This is a genomic window from Flavobacterium sp. FG68, assembly GCF_057808895.1.
The window spans coordinates 16739-41658 of the sequence record NZ_JBMDIY010000002.1 but is presented as its reverse complement, the minus strand read 5'-3'; the positions used below and the strand labels follow the sequence as shown (position 1 = coordinate 41658).

The following is a 24920-nucleotide window of genomic DNA, read 5'->3' as shown; positions in this document are numbered from 1 at the left end:
CGTTGCGGGTAATCGTTGTGTTGAGTAAACCCGACAGGTTTTAAAAACCTGTCGGGTTTGAATATGCGTAATTACAATTTTTTAAATCTAATTGCTGTTCCTCCTGCTCCGCCTAATTTTAATTTTAGTGAATCGGAAGCTTTTACTGTTTTCTTTGAAATTGCCACTGCTTCCGGATTGTGTTTTTGATCTGTTCCTTCGGCATCAGCATAAATCTGTGCTTCATAAGTTGCGTTTTTATCTAAAAAAGAAAGTGAAATTTCAAGTTCTCTTGGGTTTTCATTTGTGATACTTCCTAAAAACCAATCGGCGCTGTTTCTGTCTTTACGTGCAGTTGTGATGTATTGACCAATTTCTCCGTTCAACACTTCTGTATCTTCCCAATCTGTCGGCACGTCTTTTAAGAATTGTAACGCTGGTTTTCCTTCGTAGTTTTCAGGAAGATCAGCAAGCATTTGAATTGGAGAATAAGTCGTTACATAAATCGCCAATTGCTGCCCAACTGTTCCCTGAATTCTTTTTCCCGGATATCCTTGTTTTACTTCAACATCAAAAATTCCCGGTGTAAAATCCATTGGCCCAGAAAGTAATCTTGTAAACGGAATTATGCTTAAATGATTCGGCGGATTTCCTTCGCTCCATGCATTATATTCTTGTCCGCGCGCTGCTTCTCTCGAAACCATGTTTGGGAAAGTTCTGCGTTCTCCGGTATCTTTTATTGATTCGTGGTATAAAACGGCTAAATCATATTGTGCCGCTTTTTCTAAAATATATCTGAAATAATTTACTCCAAATTGCCCAAAGTGCATTTGTTTCATATTCAATTTAGAACCTACGTGACCAATTTTTACAGTATGAATTCCGAGTTTTTTGTATAAAGCAAAACCTTCGTCAACTTGTTTTAAATAGTTAATCAGGTTTGAACCTGTTTCGTGATAACCAATTAATTCGATATTCTTTTTCTTTCCGTACTCGACTACTTTTTCTAAATCGAAATTGTCAGCATTTTGGGTAAAACTAAACATGTGCATACGGTTTTCATACCAACCCGGCGTCCAGCCTTTGTTCCAGCCTTCGATCAGTAAATGATGAAAACCTTCTTTTGCAGTAAAATCAATATATTCTTCGGCATGTTTTGTAGTTGCGCCTTGTTTGTCGCTTTCCCAAAAAGTATATTTTCCAATGTGCATTCCCCACCAAATTCCTAAATATTTGTATGGTTTGAAATAGCTGTTTGTGTTTTTTAATTTGTTTGGTTCATTCAGATTTAAAATCAAATAAGACATAATTAAATCTGCTGGTTTTTCACCAATTTGAATGGTTCTCCAAGATGAAGTGAAGGTATCTTTTACACGAACTTTAACGCCGTCTGCCCAAGGAACCAAATCTGTTTTTAATTGTGTGCCAACATTATTTACCAAAGTTGTACTGGCGTAATCAATTAGGTTTGCTTCATGAAAACTTAAGGCTAATCCGCTTTTGCTTTCTATTGTAAGTGGAGTTAAAACCGTGTCCAGTTTGCTAACCGGTGCAGCTTCAAATAAATATTCGTCACGGTTTTCTCTGTTGGCCGGAATCCACCATGCTTTTCCATCTTCTTTTAAATTAAAAGTCGTTTTTTCATCCATAATGAAAATACTGTCTTTTACATTTTGTTTTGGATATACATATCTGAAAGCAACTCCGTCATCAAAAGCTCTAAACTGAATTTCCAGTTTACGTTTGTTTCCGCTTTTTTGCTGTAATTCTACAGATAACTGATTATAATGATTTCGAATATTTTTCTTTTCTCCCCAAACTTGTTCCCAGGTTTCGTCAAACGTAGAAGTTTTTGTTCCTTTAATTTCAAAATTTGAACTGAAATCTTCATTTCCTTTCAGTAAAAATCCTAAATCTGATGGTGTAATAACTTCCGTTTTTCCGTGTGAAACGGCGTATTTCGGAGCATTTTTTACGAGTTCAAATTTGATTTTATTTTGTCCGTTTGGCGAAGCTAGTTCGTATGAACTTTTATTTTTCTGACTGTATCCAATCGAAACTGAAAGTAATAAAGCGGGAAGAATCAGGTGTTTTTTCATGATATTTTTCTTAATTCATTTTTAATAAATCGGGCGTTGGCAAGGCTTTCGCCCGATTTAGAAACTCAACAAAAACTTATTTTTAATGCTGTATGTGATTTTTAAACACATAGAAACATAGATTTACTAAACTTATAAAGGCATTTCATTTGTTTAAACAAACATAGCTGAATTTGATGTTTATATTTTTTTACATTTTCTTATCTCGTAGAGATTTTATATCGGTAGAAAAAAAGAGAAATCCGTTTACAGTGTCCCGTTAGGGACTATATGTTTTCTAAATTTGGTTTAGTCCCTAACGGGACAAAATATAATGCGTAACATTTTTTTCTACCGATATAAAATCCCTACGGGATAAACACGATCTACATAATTGCATTTATTTCTATGTGTGAAGAAACTAGTTTCTTTTTATTTTCTTTTATTCACAAACAAAAATCTATGTTCCTATGTGTTTAAATATTTTATTTTTTGCCACGAACCGAGCGATAGCGAATAGGCGAAGCAATTACACCAATTATCACAAATTCAATTCGTGGAAATTCGTGCAATTCGTGGCAAACTTTTTATTTTATCCACTCGGTTTTAAAAGTGGTTTTTCCGTTTAATGGGTTTGCTGTTACGTCGAAATTGTTTCCGTTTTTGGTTAATTTTATTTCCTGAACTGCAGTGTCATTTGGTAAAAATACTTTGGCTGTCGCCGAAGTTGTTTTGTCACTCGCATAAACTTTCAACGTTAATTTACTCCAATCCATGTCTTTTGTAGATTGTGCTAAACCAATGTGAGGCAATGCAGTTCCATCTTTTACCAAAACGACAATTGGCACCTCACCGGCTTTGATTTTATGCCAGCCCGATTGGTATACTTTTTTAGTTTGATAATCAATCCATGTTCCTTCCGGAAGGTAAACATCTCTTTCTGTTACTTCTTCAAAAAGCGGTGCAACCAAAATACTTGATCCGAATAAATATTCGTTATCCACTAACCATGCGCCCGGATCATTTGGATATTCAACAAATAAAGCACGCATCATTGGCAACCCTTTTTGAGAGCTTTCTTTTGCCTGAGCGTAGATATATGGCATTAATTCGTAACGCATATTATCTGCTTTTCTAAATCCTTCTAAGAAATCTTTACTGTATAACCAAGGTTCGCGCGGAGGCTCACCGTGACTTCTTACATGTGAAGTAAACATCCCGAAAGGCGCCCATCTTCTGTATAAATTCTCTGGAGATTTTGTAGCAAATCCTCCAACATCATGGCTCCAGAAACTGAATCCGCTTAAACCTAATGAAAGTCCGCCGCGTAATTCTGCCGACATTGCTCCGTTTGAAGTTTCCGCGTCTCCACCCCAATGTAACGGGTAACGCTGAGATCCTGCCCACGTACTTCTTGCCCAGATTAAAGTGTATCCTTTTTCTTTTTGTGTAATTTCGGCAACAGCTTTATTATATCGTAACGGATATAAATTGTGTTCGTAAAATCCTGTTCTTCCTGAATGGTAAATTCCGTCTGGCGGAGCGGCTTCTCCAAAATCAACTTTGAAAACTGAAACTCCTTCGTCAAATAATTTCTTCAATTTTCCCTGATACCAAGTTACTGTTTCCGGATTTGAGAAATCTAAAACGGCATCTTCATACGGAAGGTTTCCTTTTCTGTCTCTTACGGCTAAGTTTTTATCCATGATTTCAGGGAACAAAGTATTTTTTGGAGTGAAATAGGGTAATTGCCATAAACATACATGAAAACCATCTTCTTTTAAATCTGACATCATTTTTGTTGCATCCGGGAAACGTGCTTTTGCAAACTCGTAATTGTTTCTCCAATCTACATCAAACCAACCTGTATCAAAATGAATTACATCGGTTGGGATTTTGTATTTACGCAAATCTTTAGCAACTTCTCTTCCTTCTTTTTCAGAGAAATAAGTAATTCGGCTCATCCAAAAACCGAATGACCAAAGCGGCGGCATGGCAGCTTTTCCGGTTAAATTGGTGTATTGATCTAAAATGTCTTTTGGTTCTCCGATGAAGAAAAACAAATCGGCTTCGTCATCGCCAATATACATTTCGTTGGCGCTTCCAAAATATTTTCCAAAGTCAACTGTAATTGGCGTAGAATGATGCATAAAAACGCCATAACCACGGCTGCTCATATAAAACGGAATTGGTTTATACATGGTTTCGTTTTGGATTCCGTTTGCATCATCTGTCCATAAAACTACTTTTTGACCGCGTTTATTGAATTGCGTGAATGATTCTCCACAACCAAATATTTTTTCGTCTGGTTCTAAACTAAAAGCTGCGCCCATACTTCTTGAATAGTCGCTGTTTCTGCGAACGTACGAGAATGGAAGTGTTGGTGTATACGTATTTTTAAAATCTGTATCGTGAAGTGTACTTGTCAGCAGTTTTCCATTTTCATCGTAAATTTTTACGTGCCATGGTTTTGTCAAAATTTCAACTCTTCCATGTTTACTTGTATAACTGTGTCCGCCTTCGATTTTAGAATATTTCCATAATTCAGGATGATTTGGCGCGACGCCGTCAACCAACATTAATGATTCTTTTTGTGGATGAAACTGCGGACCTGAAGTGGTTTTTATTCGGATCGTTCTATCAGAAACAAACTGAATTTCGAATGGTAAAACAGGAGATTCTTCATATTCTGTTGTTGGAAATTCGTTTGCTTTTTCCACATCAGGTTTCATCATCATGTTGTTGAAAGCCTGACGCGTTTTGTAATTGTATCTCAAATATTTTATGGTTCCTTTTCCGGTTGTGGGATCAAAAGAAGCCAGTTCATCGGCAAAATAAAAAGTATTCAGATAGTTCTGAAAATCTTTACTGATATCTATTGGTGCGTTTAACACATCTGCGTTTTGTATTTGTGCCGATGCTTTTGGCGTAAGCAGCAATCCAAACATACAGATTGAAAACAAAGTGGTTAGTTGTGCATTTTTCATTGGTAATATTCTAGATGTTAGTTCTCCTGCAAGGTTTTCAAAACCTTGTAGGTTTGTATTTTTTCTTTTATATAAAATTTCATTATACCTACAAGGTTTTGGAAACCTTGCAGGAATATTGAAGTTGTATTATTCCGTTGTGATTACGATTGTTGCGGGTTTTAATCCTTTTGCTTTAGCGGTTAATTCCAGTCTTCCGGTTTTATCGTCAGATTGAACAATTACCAAACATTTCCCAGCCAAAGCAGTATGTTTATTTCCTTTGTACGATTCGTGACTTACCGGATCTCCGCTGCAAACTCCAACAATTTTTCCGTTTCCTGTTAATGAGAAATTGATTTCGTTATTGGCATTTGGAACCAAAGTTTCTTTATCGTCTAAAATATCAACGGTTACAAATGACAAATCATTTTTGTCGGCTTTAATAGTACTTCTGTCGGCAGTTAATCTTAATTGTGAAGGATTTCCGGCTGTTTTGATTTCTTTTTCTAAAACTGTTTTTCCGTTTTTACGAGAAATAGCTTTTAGCGTTCCGGCCTGAAAAGGAATTCTCCACATTACGTGTAAATCGTCTCCTTTTTTGCTTCTTTTTCCAACTGATTTTCCGTTTACGAAAAGTTCCACTTCATCAGCATTATTATAGTATGCCCAAACGTCGACAGTTTGTCCGGCTTTCCAGTTCCAATGCGGAAAAATATGAAGCACAGTTTTATCCGTCCATTCGCTTTGGTACATATAATAAACGTCTTTTGGAAAACCGGCTAAATCCACGATTCCGAAATACGAACTTACAGATGGCCATTCGTATGGAGTTGGTTCTCCGATATAATCGAAACCCGTCCAAATATACATTCCCGAAAGGAAATCGTGTTTTTTAATGACTTTCCAGGTTGCTTCGTGCGTTGAACCCCAAGGTGCCTGAACCTGATCGTAAGCTGAAACAGTGTTTCCGGGATTTCCTTCTGTAAATTTAAGATCCCATCTTACGGGCCATTTCTTTATAGTATCTGAAACGGTATCATAATAACCTCGTGTTTCTAAACCTGAAGTTGTTTCGGTTGCTATGAAAGGTTTGTCTGGAAAATTCTTTTGATGATATTCATAGGTTTGATGTGCATAATTATATCCGATTAAATCTAAAATACCAGATTTTGCAATGGCATTAAACTGAATATTCTTCTTTTCAAATTGCAGTGTTACGGCGTCAATATTCATATTTACCGGCGGATTCATGGCTGCTGTAAGCGGGCGGGTTTTATCGTTTATGCGAACGATTTCTGCCAATTCTTTTGCAATTTCAACACCTGTTTCATTCCATTGTTCCGGAATTTCATTTCCTATACTCCATATAAAAATACTTGGGTGATTTCGGTCACGGCGCAACTGATCGCCTAAATCTATTCTGTGCCATTTGTCCCAGTCATTTGCATAATCGTATTTGGTTTTGTTTTGTTTCCACATGTCAAAAGCTTCATCCATGACAATGAAACCCATTTTATCACATAGATCTAAAAGTTCCGGAGCGGGTGGATTATGAGAAGTTCTGATTCCGTTTACGCCCATTTCTTTCAGAATTTCTAACTGACGTTCGATAGCTCGCGTGTTGATTGCAGAACCCAGCGGACCTAAATCGTGATGCATACAGACTCCTTTTATTTTGACTTGTTTTCCGTTTAAAATAAAACCTTTGTTCAAGTCAAATTTAAAATCCCTGATTCCGAAATTCGTTTTGTATTGATCAACAATTTTATCATCAACCAAAATCTCCGTAACAACTGTATACAATTCTGGTTTTTCAACTGACCATAAAACTGGCGATTCTACTTCTGCTTTTACATTTAGCAATGTGCCGCTTTTTGGAGTAAGCGTTATATATGTAGTGGAGCCTGAGGTAACTTTTTTATCTTCCTTATAAATGGTAGTTCTTAATGTTAACTTTTTTGATTCTGAATGATCATTTTGAATTCGAGTTTCAATATTTACCAAAGCTTTTTCAGCAGTAACTTTTGGAGTTGTAACATAAGTTCCCCATTGTTCAACATGTAATTTATCTGTAGTTTCTAACCAGACATTTCTAAAAATTCCCGAACCTGAATACCAACGAGAATTCGGTTGTTTTGAATTGTCAACCTTTACAATTATTTCGTTGGTTTTTTCTCCGTAATTTAAGTATGGTGAAAGCTCATATTGAAAGCCAATATATCCGTTTGGACGTTTTCCTAAATAATGTCCGTTTATCCAGACTTCGCTATTTTTATAAACGCCGTCGAAGGTTATTGATATTATTTTATTTATATCTTCTTTTGCAATTTTGAATGTTTTTTTATGCCATCCTAAACCTCCGTTTAGCGATCCGCCCCCATATCCTGCTGGGCTTTTCTCATCAAATTTGCCTTCGATGCTCCAATCATGCGGAAGATTTAAGGTTCTCCATTTGGTTGAAGTTCCAATGGTATCTTTATCTGTTAAACTATCATTTAAATGAAAACTCCAATCTGCATTAAAAGAGATTTTTCGATTGGCAAAAGCATCTTCTTTTTTACTGCAGGAACTTAATAAAAACATCGCAGAAAAAATCAATATGGAAAGTCTGCTTAGATATTTAAATGTGGTTTTCATAGATAGTAGTTTTTGTGGTTTGCATAACAAATATAAACATACCGATAGGTGTCTGTATCGATCCCCTACCGGTAGTTTTCTTTTTTATAATGTATTATGGTTTAGGCTTGTAGTGAAAAACGATCAAACAAACGCCTTCACCAGTTCTGCTTTGGTTACGAATAACAGCCAGACGCAATGAATTATCTTTAAGTTCAACCACTTTTACACTATACCAAATAGCACAATCTGCATAATAATCTCCACCATACAGCATTTCTACGCCTCCATTAAAAATTAATTTATTATTGGCGATTTCAAAACTATAAGTTCCTTTTTTGGTTGTTTGTACATTACTGCTGATTGCCGTTTGTTTTACGGTAGTATTATAACCTCCGTTCAAATCAAAATACATTTCTCCCCAGTCTTTGCTTGGCATGATCCATGAGTTACTTGCATAATCCGGAAACCAGTTCCAGTTGTCTCCAGAGGCTGCCGGATAATCTAAACCTGCCCAGCCTACCGGATCTATAAAATCTAATACCCAAGTTTTACCTGCTACGCCATTAGTCAGCATTGCCCATTTTGGATCGCTGAAATACGTTTCGTCATTTTCTTCAACATTTACCTCTACCGGAGCTGCATCTACAGAACCTCCTCTTGTATAAGCAGTAAAATAAACGGTATACTTTCCAGCAAAAGGAAATGTAATTTGATCTTCGCCTTTATTAGAATGTCCTAATTCATTACCATTTCCGTCTACATATCTCCAATATGGAATTACATCCGGATCTTGATTTTTTAAAATTACTATATTCTTATTTGCAGCATTTTGTGTTACCGAAAACTTAAGTGTTGACGATGTTAAAGTTATTGCTGGCAAACTCTCGCGATCTTCTACCGGCTCGCATGAAAACAGTAGTGAGCTTAGTGTTATGGCAGCTATTAAAATATATAATATACGTTTCATAATAGTTTGTTTTTAGTTAATTACCAACCTGGATTTTGTGAAATAGTACCGTTAGAAAGAACTATTTGAGATTGCGGTAATGGAAACCAGGCTTGCGTTTCTGTTCTAAATGTTACATTAAATTGAGAATCAACATTTGCATTATCAATTTCAGCTTTAGCTACAGCAACTCCTTGTCTGATTAAATCAAAATAACGTAATCCTTCCAGAGCTAATTCTAATTGGCGCTCTTTCATGATTGCAGCTTTATTAAAATTAGCCACTGTTAATCTGTGATTTGTATCTTTAAACGCTCTGTCACGAACCCTGTTTATATCTGCTAATGCCAAAGCACTATTAGTTTCTAAATTTAATTCGGCAGCCATTAACAATACATCAGAAAAGCGTATAACAGCAAAATCCTGATAGTTGTCAATTTGGAAATTTCCTCCGTTTGCTTCTACAATACTTGTTCCTGCATCATTGTTAATTGGGCAGTATTTTTTCCATGAGTATCCTGTGTATTGGCGCTGCTCTCTTGCTACGGGATCAAAGTTTAAAGGGTTTCCTTTATAAGTTTCATTTTTATAATCAATGATTGTTGCGTCTCTACGGGTATCTCCCGGTTCGTAAGCATTATACAATTTAGGAGTAACAGTTGCTCCTCCCCATCCTGTTGCATAAGGACCAATTGCGCCGCCTCGAGGTGCGATATTAACCTGAAAACGGTTTCCTTCATTTAAATTCCAGTCTCCTTTTCCTGAACCGTTAAAACGAACAGCCCAAACCATTTCTGTATTGTCTTCTCCGGCAAATTTGTCGAAAGATGCTGCTAACCAAAGATTAGCAAAATCAGCAACTAATCCGTGTCCGCTGTTATTCACTACATCATTAATATAAGTAACGGCTTGTGCTTTAGTTATAACTCCTGCTAAATCCGTTTTTTTGTAATAATCAGTGTAGAATAAAAATGTTCTTGCCAAATAAGCTTCTGCAGCCCATTTTGTAATGCGTCCGTAATTAGCATTTCCTGCCTGAGAATAATTGTCATTGTTTAAATTATCTGAAGCGAATTTTAAATCATTTGCTATCAAAGCGTATGTTACCTCAGCCGGTTGTCTTGGCAATAAAAATTCGATTGCCTTAATAGTATGGTCTAATGGCACAATATCTCCAAACATTTTAGCTGCCATAAAGTGGAAATGTGCTCTTAAAAAACGAGCTTCTGCTTCGTATCTTGTTTTTAAAGCAGTATCAGATCCCCAGTTTACTCTATCCAGATTTTCTAATAAAATGTTGGCTCTGTAAATTCCTAAATAAGCATATTTCCATACATCGGCATTCATTTCTTTATTCGAAACAAATAAAAATCTATCCCATTCGATATCTGTCTGCGCATCGGCAATACCATATCCTCCAAAACAATCATCAGAAGCCTGTTCACTAATCAATAAAGGTCCGCCGTAAGCTTCACGCTGTAATACATCATAAACAGCAATCAATCCTGAATAAGCATCGGCTGGTGTTCTATAAAAATTCTCTTCAACTTTGGTTGTAGAAGGCTCCGTATCTAGAAAATCATTTGAACAAGCCCCTAAAACGAACAAGCTTGAGACAGCTAATAATTTTATATATTTTTTCATCGTTTTCATAATTTAAAAGTTAACATTTAGACCCATCATGTACGTGCGAGGCTGTGGGTAATATCCAACATCAATTCCTTTTGCCCACGGTTGTGTTAAGTTACCGTTGCTGTCTCTTGCAGTATTCCCAAATCCAATTTCAGGATCCATTCCTTTATATTTTGTAAAAGTGAATAGGTTATTGGCCGCAACATACAATCTGAATTTGCTGAAGAAGTTCAACTTGTTTGTCAATTTTGTTAAATCACAACCAAAAGTTGCATTCTTAATTCTGAAGAAATCAGCATTTTGAACATATAAATCAGAAAACTTTGTGTAATTTCCATTTGAATCTGTTCCGTAAGTAACTCTTGGAACTCTGTTAGAACTTCCTTCTGTAGTCCATCTGTTTAAAACATCTGTAGTATAGTTTGTGTAACCGCGTGTTGGATCATGAATTCCAAAAACATTTTGATTTCCTGCAACTCCATAAGTATTAACCGTTAAGTCAAATGCTTTGTATGATAAGTCAAAATTTAAACCGTAAGTAAAATCAGGGTTTGGATCTCCAACTTTCGTTTTATCATTAGCATCGATTTTTCCATCTCCATTTAAATCTACAAAACGAACATCTCCAGGCGCTGCACCCGGTTGTGCACTTGCTGCAACTTCTGCCGCATTCTGAAAAATTCCAGCTGTTTTTAATCCGTAGAAATAACCTATCGGCTGTCCAACCTCAACTCGGTTCAACTCATCTGTTCCCTGAAATAATAAATTTGGATCTCCGTGAATAATACCTTCGCTGTTTGCAACTCTAAGTACTTTGTTTTCGTTGTGTGAAAGATTTGCGTTTACCGCAAAATTCCAATTTTCATTAAATTGAGTATGATAGGCTAAAGCAATTTCAAATCCTTTATTTTGAATATCTCCTCCATTAATATAAGGAGCTGTAGCACCTGCATACACTGGAATCGATGCTAAAACCAGCCAGTCTTTAGTTTTTTTATCGTAGTAATCGAATGTTAATGAGAAGTTTTTAAACAAAACAGCATCAAATCCAAGATCTAATTGCTCTGACGTTTCCCATTTTAAGTCAGGATTTGAAAGCTGATCCGGGCTTGCACCTGTTTGTAACGTTTCTGTTCCTGTTCCAAAATGATAGTTTTTATTGTACGAACTAATAGTTGACATATAAGAAAAAGCAGGAATTTGATCGTTACCATTTTGTCCCCAGCTTGCTCTGATTTTTAATGAATTTAAAACTTTATTTTCTTGGAAGAAAGCCTCTTTATCAACATTCCAACCTGCAGAAACAGATGGGAAATATCCATATCTGTTTGAAGCTGCAAAGTTTGATGAACCATCTCTTCTTAAAGTTGCTGTAAATAAATATCTGTTGTTGAAATCATACAATAAACGTCCAAAATAAGACTGAATTCCATAATCTCCACGATTTCCTTTTACTGTATTTGATGTCTGGTCTGTAGCATTACTTAAATAAGCATGAGCAAAATCATCAAAAGTTAAGTTTTTACCCGTTGCTTCCATGAAATCTGAAGTATTTTTTTTGGCAGAAGTACCAACTAATACATCAAAATTGTGAACTCCGTTTAAAGTTCCTTTGTATTGAACCGTGTTTTCAAAAATCCATCCTAAAGATTTGGTTGCGTTTTGAGTAACGCTCGAAACCGTATTATTATCATTTGAAGAAAGAGAATAAACCGGTTTAAAAGAACGGTAATTACTATCTGTCATATCCACACCAAAACTTGTTCTGTAAGTGAAATTTTTAAAGAATTTTAATTCCGCAAAAATGTTTCCTACGTAACGGTTTGATTTTGTTTCATTGAAGTTATTATAATACAATGATCCAAGCGGATTGCTGATATCTGCTGAAATAGAAGAATGAGCAAAACCTCCATTGGCATCATAAGCCGCATCAATTGGCGCTGCATTCAAAAAGCTTCTGATGGCATTACTGTAAATTCCCTGATCTGCAACTCCTGAACTTTTAATATTGGCAAAAGAGAAGTTTTCTCCAATTTTCAGATAATTTTCAATTACTTCTGAAGTTGAATTTACATTGAATGTAATACGATCATATTGCGATTGATTTGTCGAACCGCCAATCATACCTTCTTGCCCGTAATAAGACAATCCGGTTGCAATTGTAGATTTTTTATCACCACCGCTAATAGTAAGCGAATGGTTTTGTTTTATTGCACCTTCGTTAAACAAATCATCCTGCCAGTCATGATTTGGAAACGCAGCAATTTGTGCCTGCGTATATAATGGCGTTAAACCAGAATTTACACGAGCCTCATTCATAATAGTAGTATATTCCTGTGTATTTAATAAATCCAGTTTTTTAGCTACTTGCTGAAAACCTGTATAAGAATTAAAAGACACGTTCATTTTACCATCTTTTCCTTTTTTTGTTGTTACCAAAATAACTCCATTTGCTGCTCTGGCTCCATAGATAGATCCTGCAGAAGCATCTTTTAGAACGTCAACTCTTTCTATAGAAGAAGGGTCAAGATATCCAATTCCGTTATCGACAACAACTCCATCCACGACATAAAGAGGTGTATTATTTCCTGCTGTTCCAACTCCACGAATGTTTACTGCCATTCCTGCTCCCGGCTGTCCAGAAGTTGAAGTAACATTTACACCCGCAGCCTGACCTTGCAAAGCATTTGTAACATCTAAGGTTGCTACCTGCTGAATGTCTTTTCCTGAAACTAATGAAGTTGCGGCAGTATTTACCTTTTTCTTTTGTGTACCGTATCCGATAACTACAATTTCTTTCAATTCTGCAGTTTCTTCCTGCATGGTAACATTGATAGTTTTTTGAGTTCCTACTGTTACTTTCTGAGTTTTAAATCCAATAAAAGTAAAAACAAGAACGTCTCCTGCTTTTGCCTCTATTTTATAATTTCCATCAAAATCGGTTGCGGCACCAATTTTAGTTCCCTCTACAGAGACAGATGCTCCGGGAACGCCCATTCCGTCAACAGCCGATGTTACAATTCCATTCACAGATCGGGATTGTGCCTGAGCAAAAGCCGACTGCATCATAAATAAGCTAAACAACAGCATCGTGCAAAACGAGAGCATTGTTGTTTTAATACAATATTTGCTTTTCATAGTAAATAAGAGTTGGTTTAAATTAAGTTAGTTACGTTTATTGTGATCAAAGTGTAAGTCCTTTTTCTCTATAATTTACCTTCTCATTCTAATTCAAAAGTTAGTTTTTTTAAACTTATAGTCATTTTGAAAATATCTTATGGTAAATTTGACTACAAGTGTAAAACTTTTTTTCTATTTTAGCAAAATATTAAGGTTATTTTTTTCCTATTCTGATTTATGGGGATTCATTTTTGTCAATCCGATAAGATTAAAGATTAAAACGAAATAAAAAATATCAAAAAAATAACGCTATAGCATTTTGACAATCAATCGTTTAAAAGATTTTTATTTGAAATTTAATTTTTCATCGTAATTTCAATCAGCTGATAATCAATTTTTTGATCTGTTAAAAAAATATTAAGTAATCAAAAAAGACAGTTATGCATTTTATTTGTTTAATTTGTCAAAATTTATTTCGCATATGGATAAAAAAGTAGATGCCGACTCTGTTGCAAAAAGCGAACAAAATGCAATGAATGCAATCACAATTGACTGCGTTGTTTTTGGTTTTGATGAAGGAAGTCTGGAAGTACTTTTAGTCCAGCACGCAGAAGGTATCAGTAAAGGAAAATGGGGTTTACCCGGCGGATGGATTTATAAAAAAGAAAGTACTGATGATGCTGCACATCGTTTATTAAACGAACTTACGGGTTTAGATAACATTTATCTTGAGCAGTTAAAGGCTTTTGGAGATCCGGACCGTTTTCCGCTTCGACGTGTTATCACTATTGGATATTATGCGCTTGTAAAAAGAGAAGATTATAATATTAAAGCGGGTTTTACAGCTTCTGACGCTAAATGGTATAAAATCAACAGTATTCCTGATTTGATTTACGATCACAACGAAATTTTATCTTACAGTATACAAAATCTTCGAAACCGCGTTCGTCAGGCGCCTATTGGATTTAATCTTTTACCGGAAAAATTTACTTTGCTGCAGTTGATGCATCTTTATGAAGAAATCCTGGGAATTGAAATGGATAAATCTAATTTCCGCCGAAAAATTCTGCATATGAAATTATTAGTTGCTTTAGACGAAAAACAACAGGATGTTTCACACAGGGCTGCAAAATTGTATAAGTTTGATCCTGATATTTACAAAAAACTGACTGAAAAAGGTTTCAATTTTGAATTTTAAAAAACAAGCATAAAGGCTAAAATGACAAGAGTATCTTCTACAAAAACTTCTAAAACCGAAAGCACATCTGCTTTAAATAATGCGACAGCAATTGACGGAATTTCAATTGACTGTGTCATTTTTGGTTTTAAAAAAGAAAGTCTTGAAGTGCTATTGGTTCAGCATGCCGGCGGAGAAAGTGAAGGAAGCTGGGGCGTATTAGGAGGCTGGCTGAAAAGAGAAGAAAGTGCCGATGATGCTGCACAACGAATTTTATATGAACTTACAAGTCTGGATAATATTTATCTGGAGCAGTTAAAAGCTTTTACAAACCCGGGCCGTGTTCACGATCGCCGCATTGTAACTATTGGTTATTATACACTTGTAAATCAGGAAGATTATAATGTTAGAGCGAGTATAGCGGTTCGTGAAGCAAAATGGTGTAAGATAAATGAAGTTCCGAATTTGATTTTTGACCATAATGAAATTTTAAATTTCAGCTTACTGCAGCTTCGAAACCGCGTTCGTCAGGCGCCAATTGGTTTTAATCTTTTGCCTGAAAAATTTACTTTACTGCAGTTAATGCATCTTTATGAAGAAATACTGGGAATTGAATTGGATAAGTCTAATTTCCGCCGAAAAATTCTGCACATGAAATTGCTTTTGGCACTAGATGAAAAGCAGCAGGATGTTTCGCACAGAGCCGCAAAACTCTATAAATTTGATGCCGAAATCTACAAGAAACTGACTGAAAAAGGATTCAATTTTGAGTTTTAATTAAAAAATTGAATTGTACGATTTAACTATCCATCGCACATCATTCCAGAATCCAAAACTTTGCGCTATCTTTGCCCCTTAATAAGAGGCGTTAAAACAATTGTTATAGCGCAATTTGCATCCAAAAAAATACTTAAAATCGATTAGAGAACTGATATATTAAAATGAAGAAGATACGTAACTTTTGCATTATTGCACACATTGACCACGGTAAAAGTACATTGGCAGACCGATTATTGGGCGCTACTCAAACTGTTACAGCTCGTGAGGAAAAAGCACAATTGCTTGACAACATGGACTTGGAGCGCGAGCGCGGTATTACCATTAAAAGTCACGCCATACAAATGGAATATACTTATAAAGGTGAAGAATATATCTTAAACTTAATTGATACTCCTGGTCACGTTGACTTTTCATACGAAGTTTCAAGATCGATTGCTGCCTGCGAAGGTGCACTTTTGATTGTTGATGCGGCACAAAGTATTCAGGCGCAGACTATTTCTAACTTATATTTGGCTTTAGAAAATGATTTGGAAATTATTCCGGTTTTAAATAAAGTTGATTTACCAAGTGCTAATCCAGAGGAAGTAAGCGACGATATTATTGATTTATTAGGATGTAAATTAGAAGATATTATTCACGCTTCCGGAAAAACCGGTTTTGGTGTTGAAAATATTTTAGCAGCAATTATCGAAAAAATTCCTGCTCCAAAAGGAAATCCTGATGAACCATTACAAGCTTTGATTTTTGACTCGGTTTATAATCCGTTTCGTGGAATTGAAGTAATTTTTAGAGTTGTAAATGGTGAAATCAAAAAAGGTCAGAAAATTAAATTCATGGCTACGGACAATGAATATTTTGCTGATGAAATTGGAACTTTAAAATTAAATCAAGTTCCTAAAAGCGTAGTTTCTGCCGGAGATGTTGGTTATTTGATTTCTGGAATTAAGGAAGCGCGCGAAGTAAAAGTTGGTGATACAATTACGGATGCAAAAGTTCCGACTACGAATATGATTACTGGTTTTGAGGATGTAAAACCAATGGTATTTGCGGGAATTTATCCTGTTGATACAGAAGATTATGAAGATTTACGTTCTTCAATGGAGAAATTGCAATTGAATGATGCTTCGTTAGTTTTTACACCTGAAAGTTCTGCAGCGTTAGGATTTGGTTTCCGTTGTGGATTCTTAGGAATGCTTCACATGGAAATTATCCAGGAACGTTTAGAGCGTGAGTTTGATATGACTGTAATTACTACTGTTCCTAACGTTTCGTATTTGGCTTATACTAAAAAAGAGCCTGAAAAAGCATTAATTGTAAACAATCCTTCTGATTTGCCGGAACCTTCAAAACTGGACAGAGTTGAAGAACCATATATTAAAGCTACAATTATTACAAAATCTGATTTTGTTGGAAACGTAATGAGTTTATGTATCGAAAAACGTGGTTTAATTACGAACCAAACGTATTTAACGACTGAAAGAGTTGAATTGAATTTTGACATGCCTTTGGCGGAAATTGTATTCGATTTTTACGATCGTTTAAAAACAGTTTCTAAAGGTTATGCTTCTTTTGATTACTCTCCTATTGGAATGAGAACTTCGAAATTAGTAAAACTTGACGTTCTTTTAAATGCTCAAACGGTTGATGCGCTTTCTGCATTGATTCACGAAGATAACGCGTATAACATCGGTAAAAAAATGACCGAGAAATTACGTGAATTAATCCCAAGACAGCAATTCGATATTCCGATTCAGGCTGCGATTGGTGCTAAAATTATCGCTCGTGAAACGATTAAAGCACTTCGTAAAGACGTTACCGCAAAATGTTACGGTGGAGATATTTCGCGTAAGCGTAAACTTCTTGAAAAACAGAAAAAAGGTAAAAAACGTATGCGTCAGGTAGGAAACGTTGAGATTCCGCAAGAGGCGTTTATGGCTGTTTTGAAATTGAACGACTAGATTTTTTTTTATTTTAGAAAAAAGAATCAAGATAATAGAATATAGATTTAAACCCGATGACGAAAGTTGTCGGGTTTTTATTTTTAGGATTTACTAAATCAATTAACAAATTATTGATAAATTGTTATTTACAGTTAAAAACAATAGCTTTACGGCATAAAATCTGATTTTTAAGAGAATCAAAATGTTAATTTATATGTATGGAAAAAACTTTACTTAAAACTTTGTTTAAAATTACGTTACTAACTTGGATTTTACTACCATTTTTAGCTGAAGCAAAATCCAATATAAATACTTTTACAGCGGAAAAAGTATTATTTCAAATAACAGATACAGAAGCGCCAACAGCTCCTTCCAATTTAACTGCGACAAAAATTACCGGATCAAGCATGACCTTATCCTGGACAACATCATCGGATAATGTTGGCGTTGTGGCATATTACATTTACAGGGAAGGAATTACTGCTCTTTTAGGCAGTACAACATCAACAAATTTTTTAATAACACCATTAAATTCAAATCAAAACTATAGTTTCATAGTAAAAGCTATAGACGAAGCAGGTAATATCTCAGTAGGAAGCAAAATTTCAGCCAAAACATTAGATATAACTCCCCCCGGAATACCTTCCAAATTAACAGCTTCAGGAGCAACCGAGTCTACCGTGAATTTATCTTGGACAACATCTAAGGATAACGATGCAGTTGCTGCTTATGACATTCTGCAAGGCAAAAATTTGATTGTAGGAAGCACAATAAATACAAACTTCACTGTAAATAATTTAAAAGTTAACAATACTTATGTCTTTGCAGTTAGGGCAAGAGATGCAGCCGGGAATATTTCGGAGACAAGTATTCCTTTAATCTATCACTCTCTTGACACTGAATCGCCAACAGCTCCATCCAATAGTATTGCATCAGATATTACTCAAACTACATTGAATTTAATCTGGGATTCTTCGGTAGATAATAGAGAAGTGAGTCTTTATGAAATTTATTTAAATAATAAGTTAAAAGGAACATCTAAAACAACAAGTTTTAACCTGACACAGCTAACAGCAAATACAACCTATTCTATTATAGTTAAGGCAAAAGATGCTGCGGGAAATATTTCTCCAGACAGTGAGGTGCTTACTGTAGCAACATTACCTATAGTTCCCACCTATTGTGTCTCCAAAGGGTTTAGCAGTGTCATGGACATGTACATTAAAAGAGTACGAATTGGATCTATCGACACAAAATTAGATCAATCACAAACCATTACAACCGATCCTTCTAAATTAATTACCGATTTAAAAAAAGGAGAAACTTATGCCATAACTATTAATCCAAATGAATGGTACAATGACAGAACTCAATTTGGACAACGATATGCCGTGTGGATTGATTACAATGGAGACTTAGATTTTACAGACCCAGGAGAACGTGTATGGAATCATGATGTAACAACTAATTCTCCTGTAATAGGAACTTTTGTAGTTCCGGAAAATGCCGTTAACGGCAATACCAGAATTAGAATCACAACTCAGGGCGATGGCGTAGGCATTCCTTCTCCATGCGGAGATTATACAGGTACCTACAATTATGGGGAAACCGAAGATTATACAGTTAACATAATAAATGCAAGTAAAGATTCTGCGATAGTTCCGGCTCCAATAAATTTAACTGCTACAGGTACATCCTGGACAACAACCAATTTATCATGGTCAGCTCCGGAAAACGCAACTGATAATACTAGTTATGAAATCTACAAAGATGCTGTCTTACTAGCCAATTCTGAAACAACTAGCTTTCAGGTAACAGGTTTAATGCAGTCTACCGGTTACGTATTTACTGTCAAAGCAAAAAAAACTAATGGAACAGTTTCTGAATCAAGTATTCCAGTAATTGTTTACACACCAAAAGATTCAAAACCTTCAATCGCTAGAAACCTGAAAGTCAACAATATTACAGCTTCTCAAATTGACATTTCATGGACAGCGCCACAGAATAATTCTGGAGCATTGGTTTATTACATTTATTTAACAGATGCTATCAATCTCAACAGTTATGTGGGTAAAACCAATAATTTACAATTTTCTGTTAAAGGGCTAAGTAGCAGTTCAAAATATACTTTGTCTATAAAAACCGTTGATGAATTAAAAAGAGAGTCTGGATTCAGCAGCGAAGTCTCAGCAACAACCTTGGCGCTAAACGATGGCCCTCTGCCTCCAACTGAGCTCATCGTTTCAGAGATTACTACATCATCTGTAGTATTAACATGGACTGCTTCTAAGAACGATCCTCCTGTTACTTCGTACAGCATTTATAAAGACAATGAAAATATCGCAATTGTAAAAGACGGAGCCACTACTTACAAGGTTACAAATCTAAAGGACGATACAAATTATACTTTTAAAGTACATGCGCAAATGCCTAATTCTCACCTATCAAAAGGTGCTGAAGTATCTGTTAAGACCGTTTCGCTGCCCAAATATTGCATACCTTCAACAGTAGGGTATGGAAAAGATTATATTTCCTATATTGATTTTGGCTCATTAATTCGTTCCCCAGGTTTCAGCTGGTATACTGATGGAACCATTTACACTGCCAGTTTAACTGCGGGACAGGAAAGCCAGATTCATATAAAAGTAACCAGATATAGATACCCTGAAAAACCAACTATTTCTAATGGATTAGCCGTATGGATTGATTTAAATGGAGACAAAGATTTTGAAGACGAAGAAGAATTAGTGTGGAGTTCTTCATATTTAAATTTAAATCAAAAATCTGAAGATTTTGAAGCTGTGGCAAATTTTAGAGTTCCCGCAGCCAGTATAATTGGTAAGACAAGAATAAGAATTGGTATGAAAGTAGACGGGATACCAACACCTTGTGAAAAAGATACCTTTGAAGAGTTTCAAGATTATACTGTAGATATTAAAAAAGCAATTACAGACTCCGAAGCCCCTACAGCTCCGGCCAATCTGGTTTTTTCTAATACCATTTCACACAAAACCAATTTATCGTGGACTCCCTCAAATGACAACATTGGAGTTACTGCATATGATATATATAAAGACAATGTACTTATTGCATCTACTTCTTTAAATGAATATACGGTTATCGGATTAAATGCATCAACAAATTATGCTTTTACTATAAAAGCACGGGACTATGCCAATAATATTTCTGAATCCAGTATTCCTGCCACACTAACGACACCTTCCATTGATTATACACCTCCAACTGTGCCAAAAGATCTTACGGTTATAAAGACTACTAAAAACACAGTCGACTTATCTTGGACTGCGTCAACAGACGATAGAGAGGTTGTTGTTTATGATATACTGCAAGGAAATAAAATAGTTGGAACAACTACAGAAACTGCATTTTCAGTAACTGAATTAATAGCTGCCAGCAAATATACTTTTAAGGTAATTGCAAAAGATCTTTCGGGGAATTTTTCATCGAGCAGCAGTGTATCGACAACTACTCTGCTCCTAGATTATACTTCACCAACAATACCTAATAATCTTGAGGTAACCAATATTACAAAAACGGGAGCTAAATTGTCCTGGGCAGCTTCAAAAGATAATATTGGAGTGGTTGGTTACAACATATATCAGAGTGATGTTCTCGTTGGAACAACAACAAGCACCTCCTATGCTTTTACCACTTTGCAAGCAGAAAGGTTTTATTATTTTGAAGTGAAAGCAAAAGATGCCGAAGGCAACTTATCTAAATACAATGGCATAAGTTTCAAAACACTCTCTGAAAATCTTTCTGTAGATGAACATTCAGCAACCGAAAATAGCTATATTTTATATCCAAATCCTGTACATGAAAAATTATTTGTAAAACTTCCTAATGATACAGTAACGGCTTTTTCAATTTTCACACTTTCAGGACAAAAAATCAAAAATGGAAGTACTGCTGAAAAAGTAATTGATGTCAAGGAATTAAGTTCTGGAGTTTATTTGATTGAATTTAATGACGGAGAAAAATTAGTTTCGAAGAAGTTTATCAAAAAATAAAATTTTAATCATGAAAAAAAGAATTTAGATTTTTTCTGATTTCTACAATTAACAACTAGAAAAGCTGTCTCAATTTGGGACAGCTTTTTTAATTCTCTTTAGTCTTTAACTTTGTATCTTTGAATCTTTTTAACTGAAAAAACTTAGTAACTTAGTTCAAAAAAATGCTCGACGAAAGCCCAAAACGATTTGACCGAATTGTTGCCATCCTGATTCAATTACAATCTAAAAAAATTGTAAAAGCTCAGGAATTGGCTGATCGTTTTGATTGTAGTCTGCGAACAATTTATCGGGATATTCGAACTCTTGAAGCTTCTGGCGTTCCTATTTACAGCGAAGCCGGAGTTGGATATGCTTTGATGGAAGGTTACCGACTTCCGCCTGTAATGTTCACGCGCGAAGAAGTAAGCAGTTTTATTGCTGCTGAAAAACTGATGCAGAAATTTACCGATCCATCTTTAGGAAATCATTATGCAGCGGCGATGTACAAATTGAAATCGGTTTTGCGAAGTACTGATAAAGATTGGGTTTCAAACATAGAATCACGAGTTGTAATGAGCACAGCGGAGCCAATGTTCAATGATAATTCACCTAATACTTTATCGCTGCTTTTTGAAGGTATCGCAGAGAAAAAGCAGATTTTACTTTTGTACAAAACGTTTGACGCTGATGAAACTACACAAAGAAACATAGAGCCTGTGGGCGTTTTTCACGATAATAACAATTGGTATTTTTTAGGATATTGTCATTTACGCCAAGATTATCGTCAGTTTAGAACAGATAGAATTCAGGGGATTAAAAAAACAGATTGTGATTTTACAATTGAACACGATGCTTTAGAAACTTATTTAAATAAAACCGAAACTTGCCCAACGACAAAAGTCCGCATATTAATTGAGAAGAAAATTGCAAGATATTTGTCAACCGAGAAAAAATATCACGGTTTTATTTCTGAAAAAGAAATCGACGACAAAATAGAAATGACATTTATGTGCCGCGATATTGACAGCGGTTTTCCGCGTTGGTTTTTAATGTTTGGAGATCATGCTGAAATTCTTGAACCGCAAATTTTAAAAAAACGAACTTTAGAATTACTGGAAATTAACAGACAAAGACTTTTATAAAAAAACTCCCGAGAGATTATCTTTCGGGAGTTTTTTATTTTATTTCTGTTTTACAACATTATAAAAATTATAATCTGTATTTGAGGCGTCGGTAATTCCGATGTTTCGGCCCATTGTTACAATCTGGCCTCGGTGATACGTTCCGTGATTAATAACCTGGATTAAATAATCGGCAATTGGCTGTTCGCATTCAAACCATGGATTAACGATTTTAACTTCTTTAAGTAAATCTTCTTCTGACAATGAATTAATAAGATGTTTCAATTTTGTCGATGAATTTAATAAGCCTGAAAAGATTTCTTCTTTAGACAATTCGGTTTCCGGTTTCTTTGCTGACATATCGGTTTCAGCAATAATAGAAAACCAATATTCCTCAGTAGACCAAATATGATCGAGTGTTTTTACAATTGTTGAAAAACTTGAAGGTACTTCTGCATAGAGCAATTCATCAGATTTCGGCGAAAGCCAATTTATAAATTGCTGATTTACCCATAAATTATAATCTGCATAATTGGTCATTATCTTTTTTAAACTCATAGCCATTAATTTTAGATTTATTCAATAAAGTTACAATTTTATCAGATTATCTTTCCCAAAAAAATGGTGGTTCGATATTTAAAGCTCTTAAATATACATAAGCCTGTCCACGGTGATGAACTTCATTATCAATAAAATATAAAATATTCTGAATAACAGGAAACTCATATTGTCCAAAAAGATTAAAGGTTTCGCTGAAATCTTCAATAGACAATTGTTCCCAATATTTATTGATTTCTGCTGTAGCTTCATCCCATTTTTCAAGATACTGCGCTTTAAAAATCAATTTTTCTGCTCCTTCTGAGAACGGTGCGGTTTCTTTAGTTACAATTCCTTTCAAACCTGGAACCGCAATTGCTAAAAGTTCATCAACTAATTTTGCAAAAGGACGCATTCCGCCAATTGAAAATTCGAAGAAATCTTTCTCTGGAAAAATTTCAATTAAACGACGTGTAAGGGCGCGGTGACCTTGCCAGTGTTTCAATAAATCTTCTGAAGTAATTACTTGTGCTTCTAATGTTTTCATGATTTTAAAGTTTTTAAATTTCTATACATCAAAAGTAAAATGGGCTGGTGACAACAGTTTGTCAGCAGGAAAAAAATATTTTAAAATATTTTTTTTCCTGCTGTTGAAACGCACGGTAGAGGTGCATTGTATAATTGTAGAGATGTATGGTAGAGACGCACAGCAGTGCGTCTCCCGCAACGTAACCCCAATTTATTTTATAGAAAAAAAGAGCAATGAATAGTATTGGGAGCAAATTGTGGTTACTGGATCTTAGACGCACTGCTGTGCGTCTCTACAATACATTTGTGCCGAATAAACATGCTAGAAAAAAATTTAACATCTTAGAATTTCAGTCCCGATAGCTATCGGGATAGCATCTTTAAAAAAAACCTTTGTACCTTTGCCCCTTACAAACTTTGGAACTCAAAAAAAATGATCGAAGATAAAAATCCGCAGCGTACCAGTTTAGCACAATTAGGCGAGTTTGGCTTAATTGACCACTTAACCCGAAATTTTGATGTTACTCAGGAATCTACTTTAAAAAGTATTGGCGATGATGCCGCAGTTCTTGATTTTAAGGACAAAAAAGCTGTTATTTCTACAGATTTATTGATAGAAGGCGTACATTTTGATTTGGCTTATATGCCGTTAAAGCATTTAGGCTACAAATCAGTAGTAGTAAACCTGTCTGATATTTGCGCGATGAATGCGAAACCAACTCAAATTACGGTTTCTGTTGCAGTTTCTAACCGTTTTCCGTTAGAAGCATTAGAAGAATTATTTGAAGGGATTACACACGCTGCAAAAGAATATAAAGTTGATGTTATTGGCGGCGATACAACCTCATCTCAAAAAGGATTAATTATCAGCATTACGGCAATTGGTGAAGCAGATGAAAATGAAATCGTTTACAGAAACGGTGCAAAACAAACTGATTTATTAGTTGTAACGGGAGACATTGGTGCTGCTTATATGGGATTGCAGGTTTTGGAACGTGAAAAACAGGTTTTTCAGGTAAATCCAAACAGTCAGCCAGATTTAGATCCTTATACGTATTTGGTCGAAAGACAGTTAAAACCAGAAGCAAGAACTGATGTTCGCACGCTTTTACATGCTCTTGAAATTAAACCGACTTCGATGATCGATATTTCTGACGGATTATCTTCAGAAATTATTCATTTGTGTAAACAGTCAAAAGTGGGTTGTAATTTATATGAAGATAAACTGCCGTTAGATCCACAGTTTATTTCGACTTGCGAAGAATTTAATATCGACAGCACAACGGTTGCTATTAATGGTGGAGAAGATTACGAACTTCTTTTTACAATTGACATTAAGGATTTTGATAAAATTAAAGGAAATCCAAACTTTTCAATAATTGGACATATGGCCGATGAAAGTGAAGGCGTTCATTTAGTAACTCGTGCCAATACTAAAATTGCTTTAAAAGCTCGCGGCTGGGATGCTTTGAGTGAATAAAT

At 35.3% G+C, this 24920-nt stretch carries 14 protein-coding genes; 6 read left to right on the top strand and 8 right to left on the bottom strand.

The genetic code is table 11. The features are described from left to right. Positions 1–71: 71 nt before the first annotated feature. The 6 genes from ACODSB_RS01525 to ACODSB_RS01500 form a co-directional block, all read right to left on the bottom strand. Entirely contained in the window at positions 72–2078 is a 2007-nt protein-coding gene (locus ACODSB_RS01525) for a glycoside hydrolase family 97 protein (protein WP_488935748.1), read from the bottom strand. Positions 2079–2644: 566 nt separating this feature from the next. Continuing rightward, positions 2645–5044, bottom strand: a complete 2400-nt coding sequence (locus ACODSB_RS01520) for a glycoside hydrolase family 31 protein (RefSeq protein ID WP_488935747.1) — start codon at positions 5042–5044, stop codon at positions 2645–2647. A gap of 129 nt (positions 5045–5173) precedes the next feature. After that, the gene (locus tag ACODSB_RS01515; protein ID WP_488935746.1) at positions 5174–7663 is read right to left on the bottom strand and encodes a glycoside hydrolase family 2 TIM barrel-domain containing protein; all 2490 of its coding nucleotides are present in this window, start codon (positions 7661–7663) and stop codon (positions 5174–5176) included. Positions 7664–7757: 94 nt separating this feature from the next. Next, positions 7758–8612, bottom strand: a complete 855-nt coding sequence (locus ACODSB_RS01510; protein WP_488935745.1) for a hypothetical protein — start codon at positions 8610–8612, stop codon at positions 7758–7760. 20 nt (positions 8613–8632) lie between these two features. Then, positions 8633–10234: a RagB/SusD family nutrient uptake outer membrane protein gene (locus ACODSB_RS01505; RefSeq protein ID WP_488935744.1), complete on the bottom strand. Its 1602-nt coding sequence runs from the start codon at positions 10232–10234 to the stop codon at positions 8633–8635. Between the two features lie 12 nt (positions 10235–10246). Next, a complete protein-coding gene (locus ACODSB_RS01500; RefSeq protein WP_488935743.1) occupies positions 10247–13360 on the bottom strand; it encodes a SusC/RagA family TonB-linked outer membrane protein in 3114 nt (1037 codons plus the stop codon). 463 nt (positions 13361–13823) lie between these two features. Here ACODSB_RS01500 and ACODSB_RS01495 point away from each other — a divergent pair, with 463 nt between their 5' ends. The 5 genes from ACODSB_RS01495 to ACODSB_RS01475 all read left to right on the top strand — a co-directional run bounded on the left by ACODSB_RS01495 (position 13824) and on the right by ACODSB_RS01475 (position 22394). Further along, the gene (locus tag ACODSB_RS01495) at positions 13824–14540 is read left to right on the top strand and encodes an NUDIX hydrolase (protein ID WP_053473427.1); all 717 of its coding nucleotides are present in this window, start codon (positions 13824–13826) and stop codon (positions 14538–14540) included. A gap of 21 nt (positions 14541–14561) precedes the next feature. Continuing rightward, a complete protein-coding gene (locus tag ACODSB_RS01490) occupies positions 14562–15296 on the top strand; it encodes an NUDIX hydrolase (RefSeq protein WP_309844000.1) in 735 nt (244 codons plus the stop codon). Positions 15297–15460: 164 nt separating this feature from the next. Further along, positions 15461–17257: a translation elongation factor 4 gene (gene lepA, locus ACODSB_RS01485; protein WP_053473429.1), complete on the top strand. Its 1797-nt coding sequence runs from the start codon at positions 15461–15463 to the stop codon at positions 17255–17257. Between the two features lie 200 nt (positions 17258–17457). Further along, positions 17458–21270 carry a fibronectin type III domain-containing protein gene (locus ACODSB_RS01480; RefSeq protein WP_488935742.1) on the top strand — a complete coding sequence of 1271 codons (3813 nt, stop codon included), beginning with the start codon at positions 17458–17460 and terminating at the stop codon, positions 21268–21270. Positions 21271–21434: 164 nt separating this feature from the next. Further along, positions 21435–22394 carry a helix-turn-helix transcriptional regulator gene (locus tag ACODSB_RS01475; protein ID WP_488935741.1) on the top strand — a complete coding sequence of 320 codons (960 nt, stop codon included), beginning with the start codon at positions 21435–21437 and terminating at the stop codon, positions 22392–22394. 39 nt (positions 22395–22433) lie between these two features. Here ACODSB_RS01475 and ACODSB_RS01470 read toward each other — a convergent pair whose 3' ends face one another. Both ACODSB_RS01470 and ACODSB_RS01465 read right to left on the bottom strand, forming a co-directional pair. Further along, entirely contained in the window at positions 22434–22931 is a 498-nt protein-coding gene (locus tag ACODSB_RS01470; RefSeq protein ID WP_488935740.1) for a DinB family protein, read from the bottom strand. Between the two features lie 46 nt (positions 22932–22977). Next, positions 22978–23457 carry a DinB family protein gene (locus tag ACODSB_RS01465; RefSeq protein WP_053473431.1) on the bottom strand — a complete coding sequence of 160 codons (480 nt, stop codon included), beginning with the start codon at positions 23455–23457 and terminating at the stop codon, positions 22978–22980. A gap of 414 nt (positions 23458–23871) precedes the next feature. Between ACODSB_RS01465 and thiL the strand changes: the two genes are divergently transcribed. Further along, positions 23872–24918: a thiamine-phosphate kinase gene (thiL, locus tag ACODSB_RS01460; RefSeq protein WP_488935739.1), complete on the top strand. Its 1047-nt coding sequence runs from the start codon at positions 23872–23874 to the stop codon at positions 24916–24918. Positions 24919–24920: the final 2 nt, after the last annotated feature.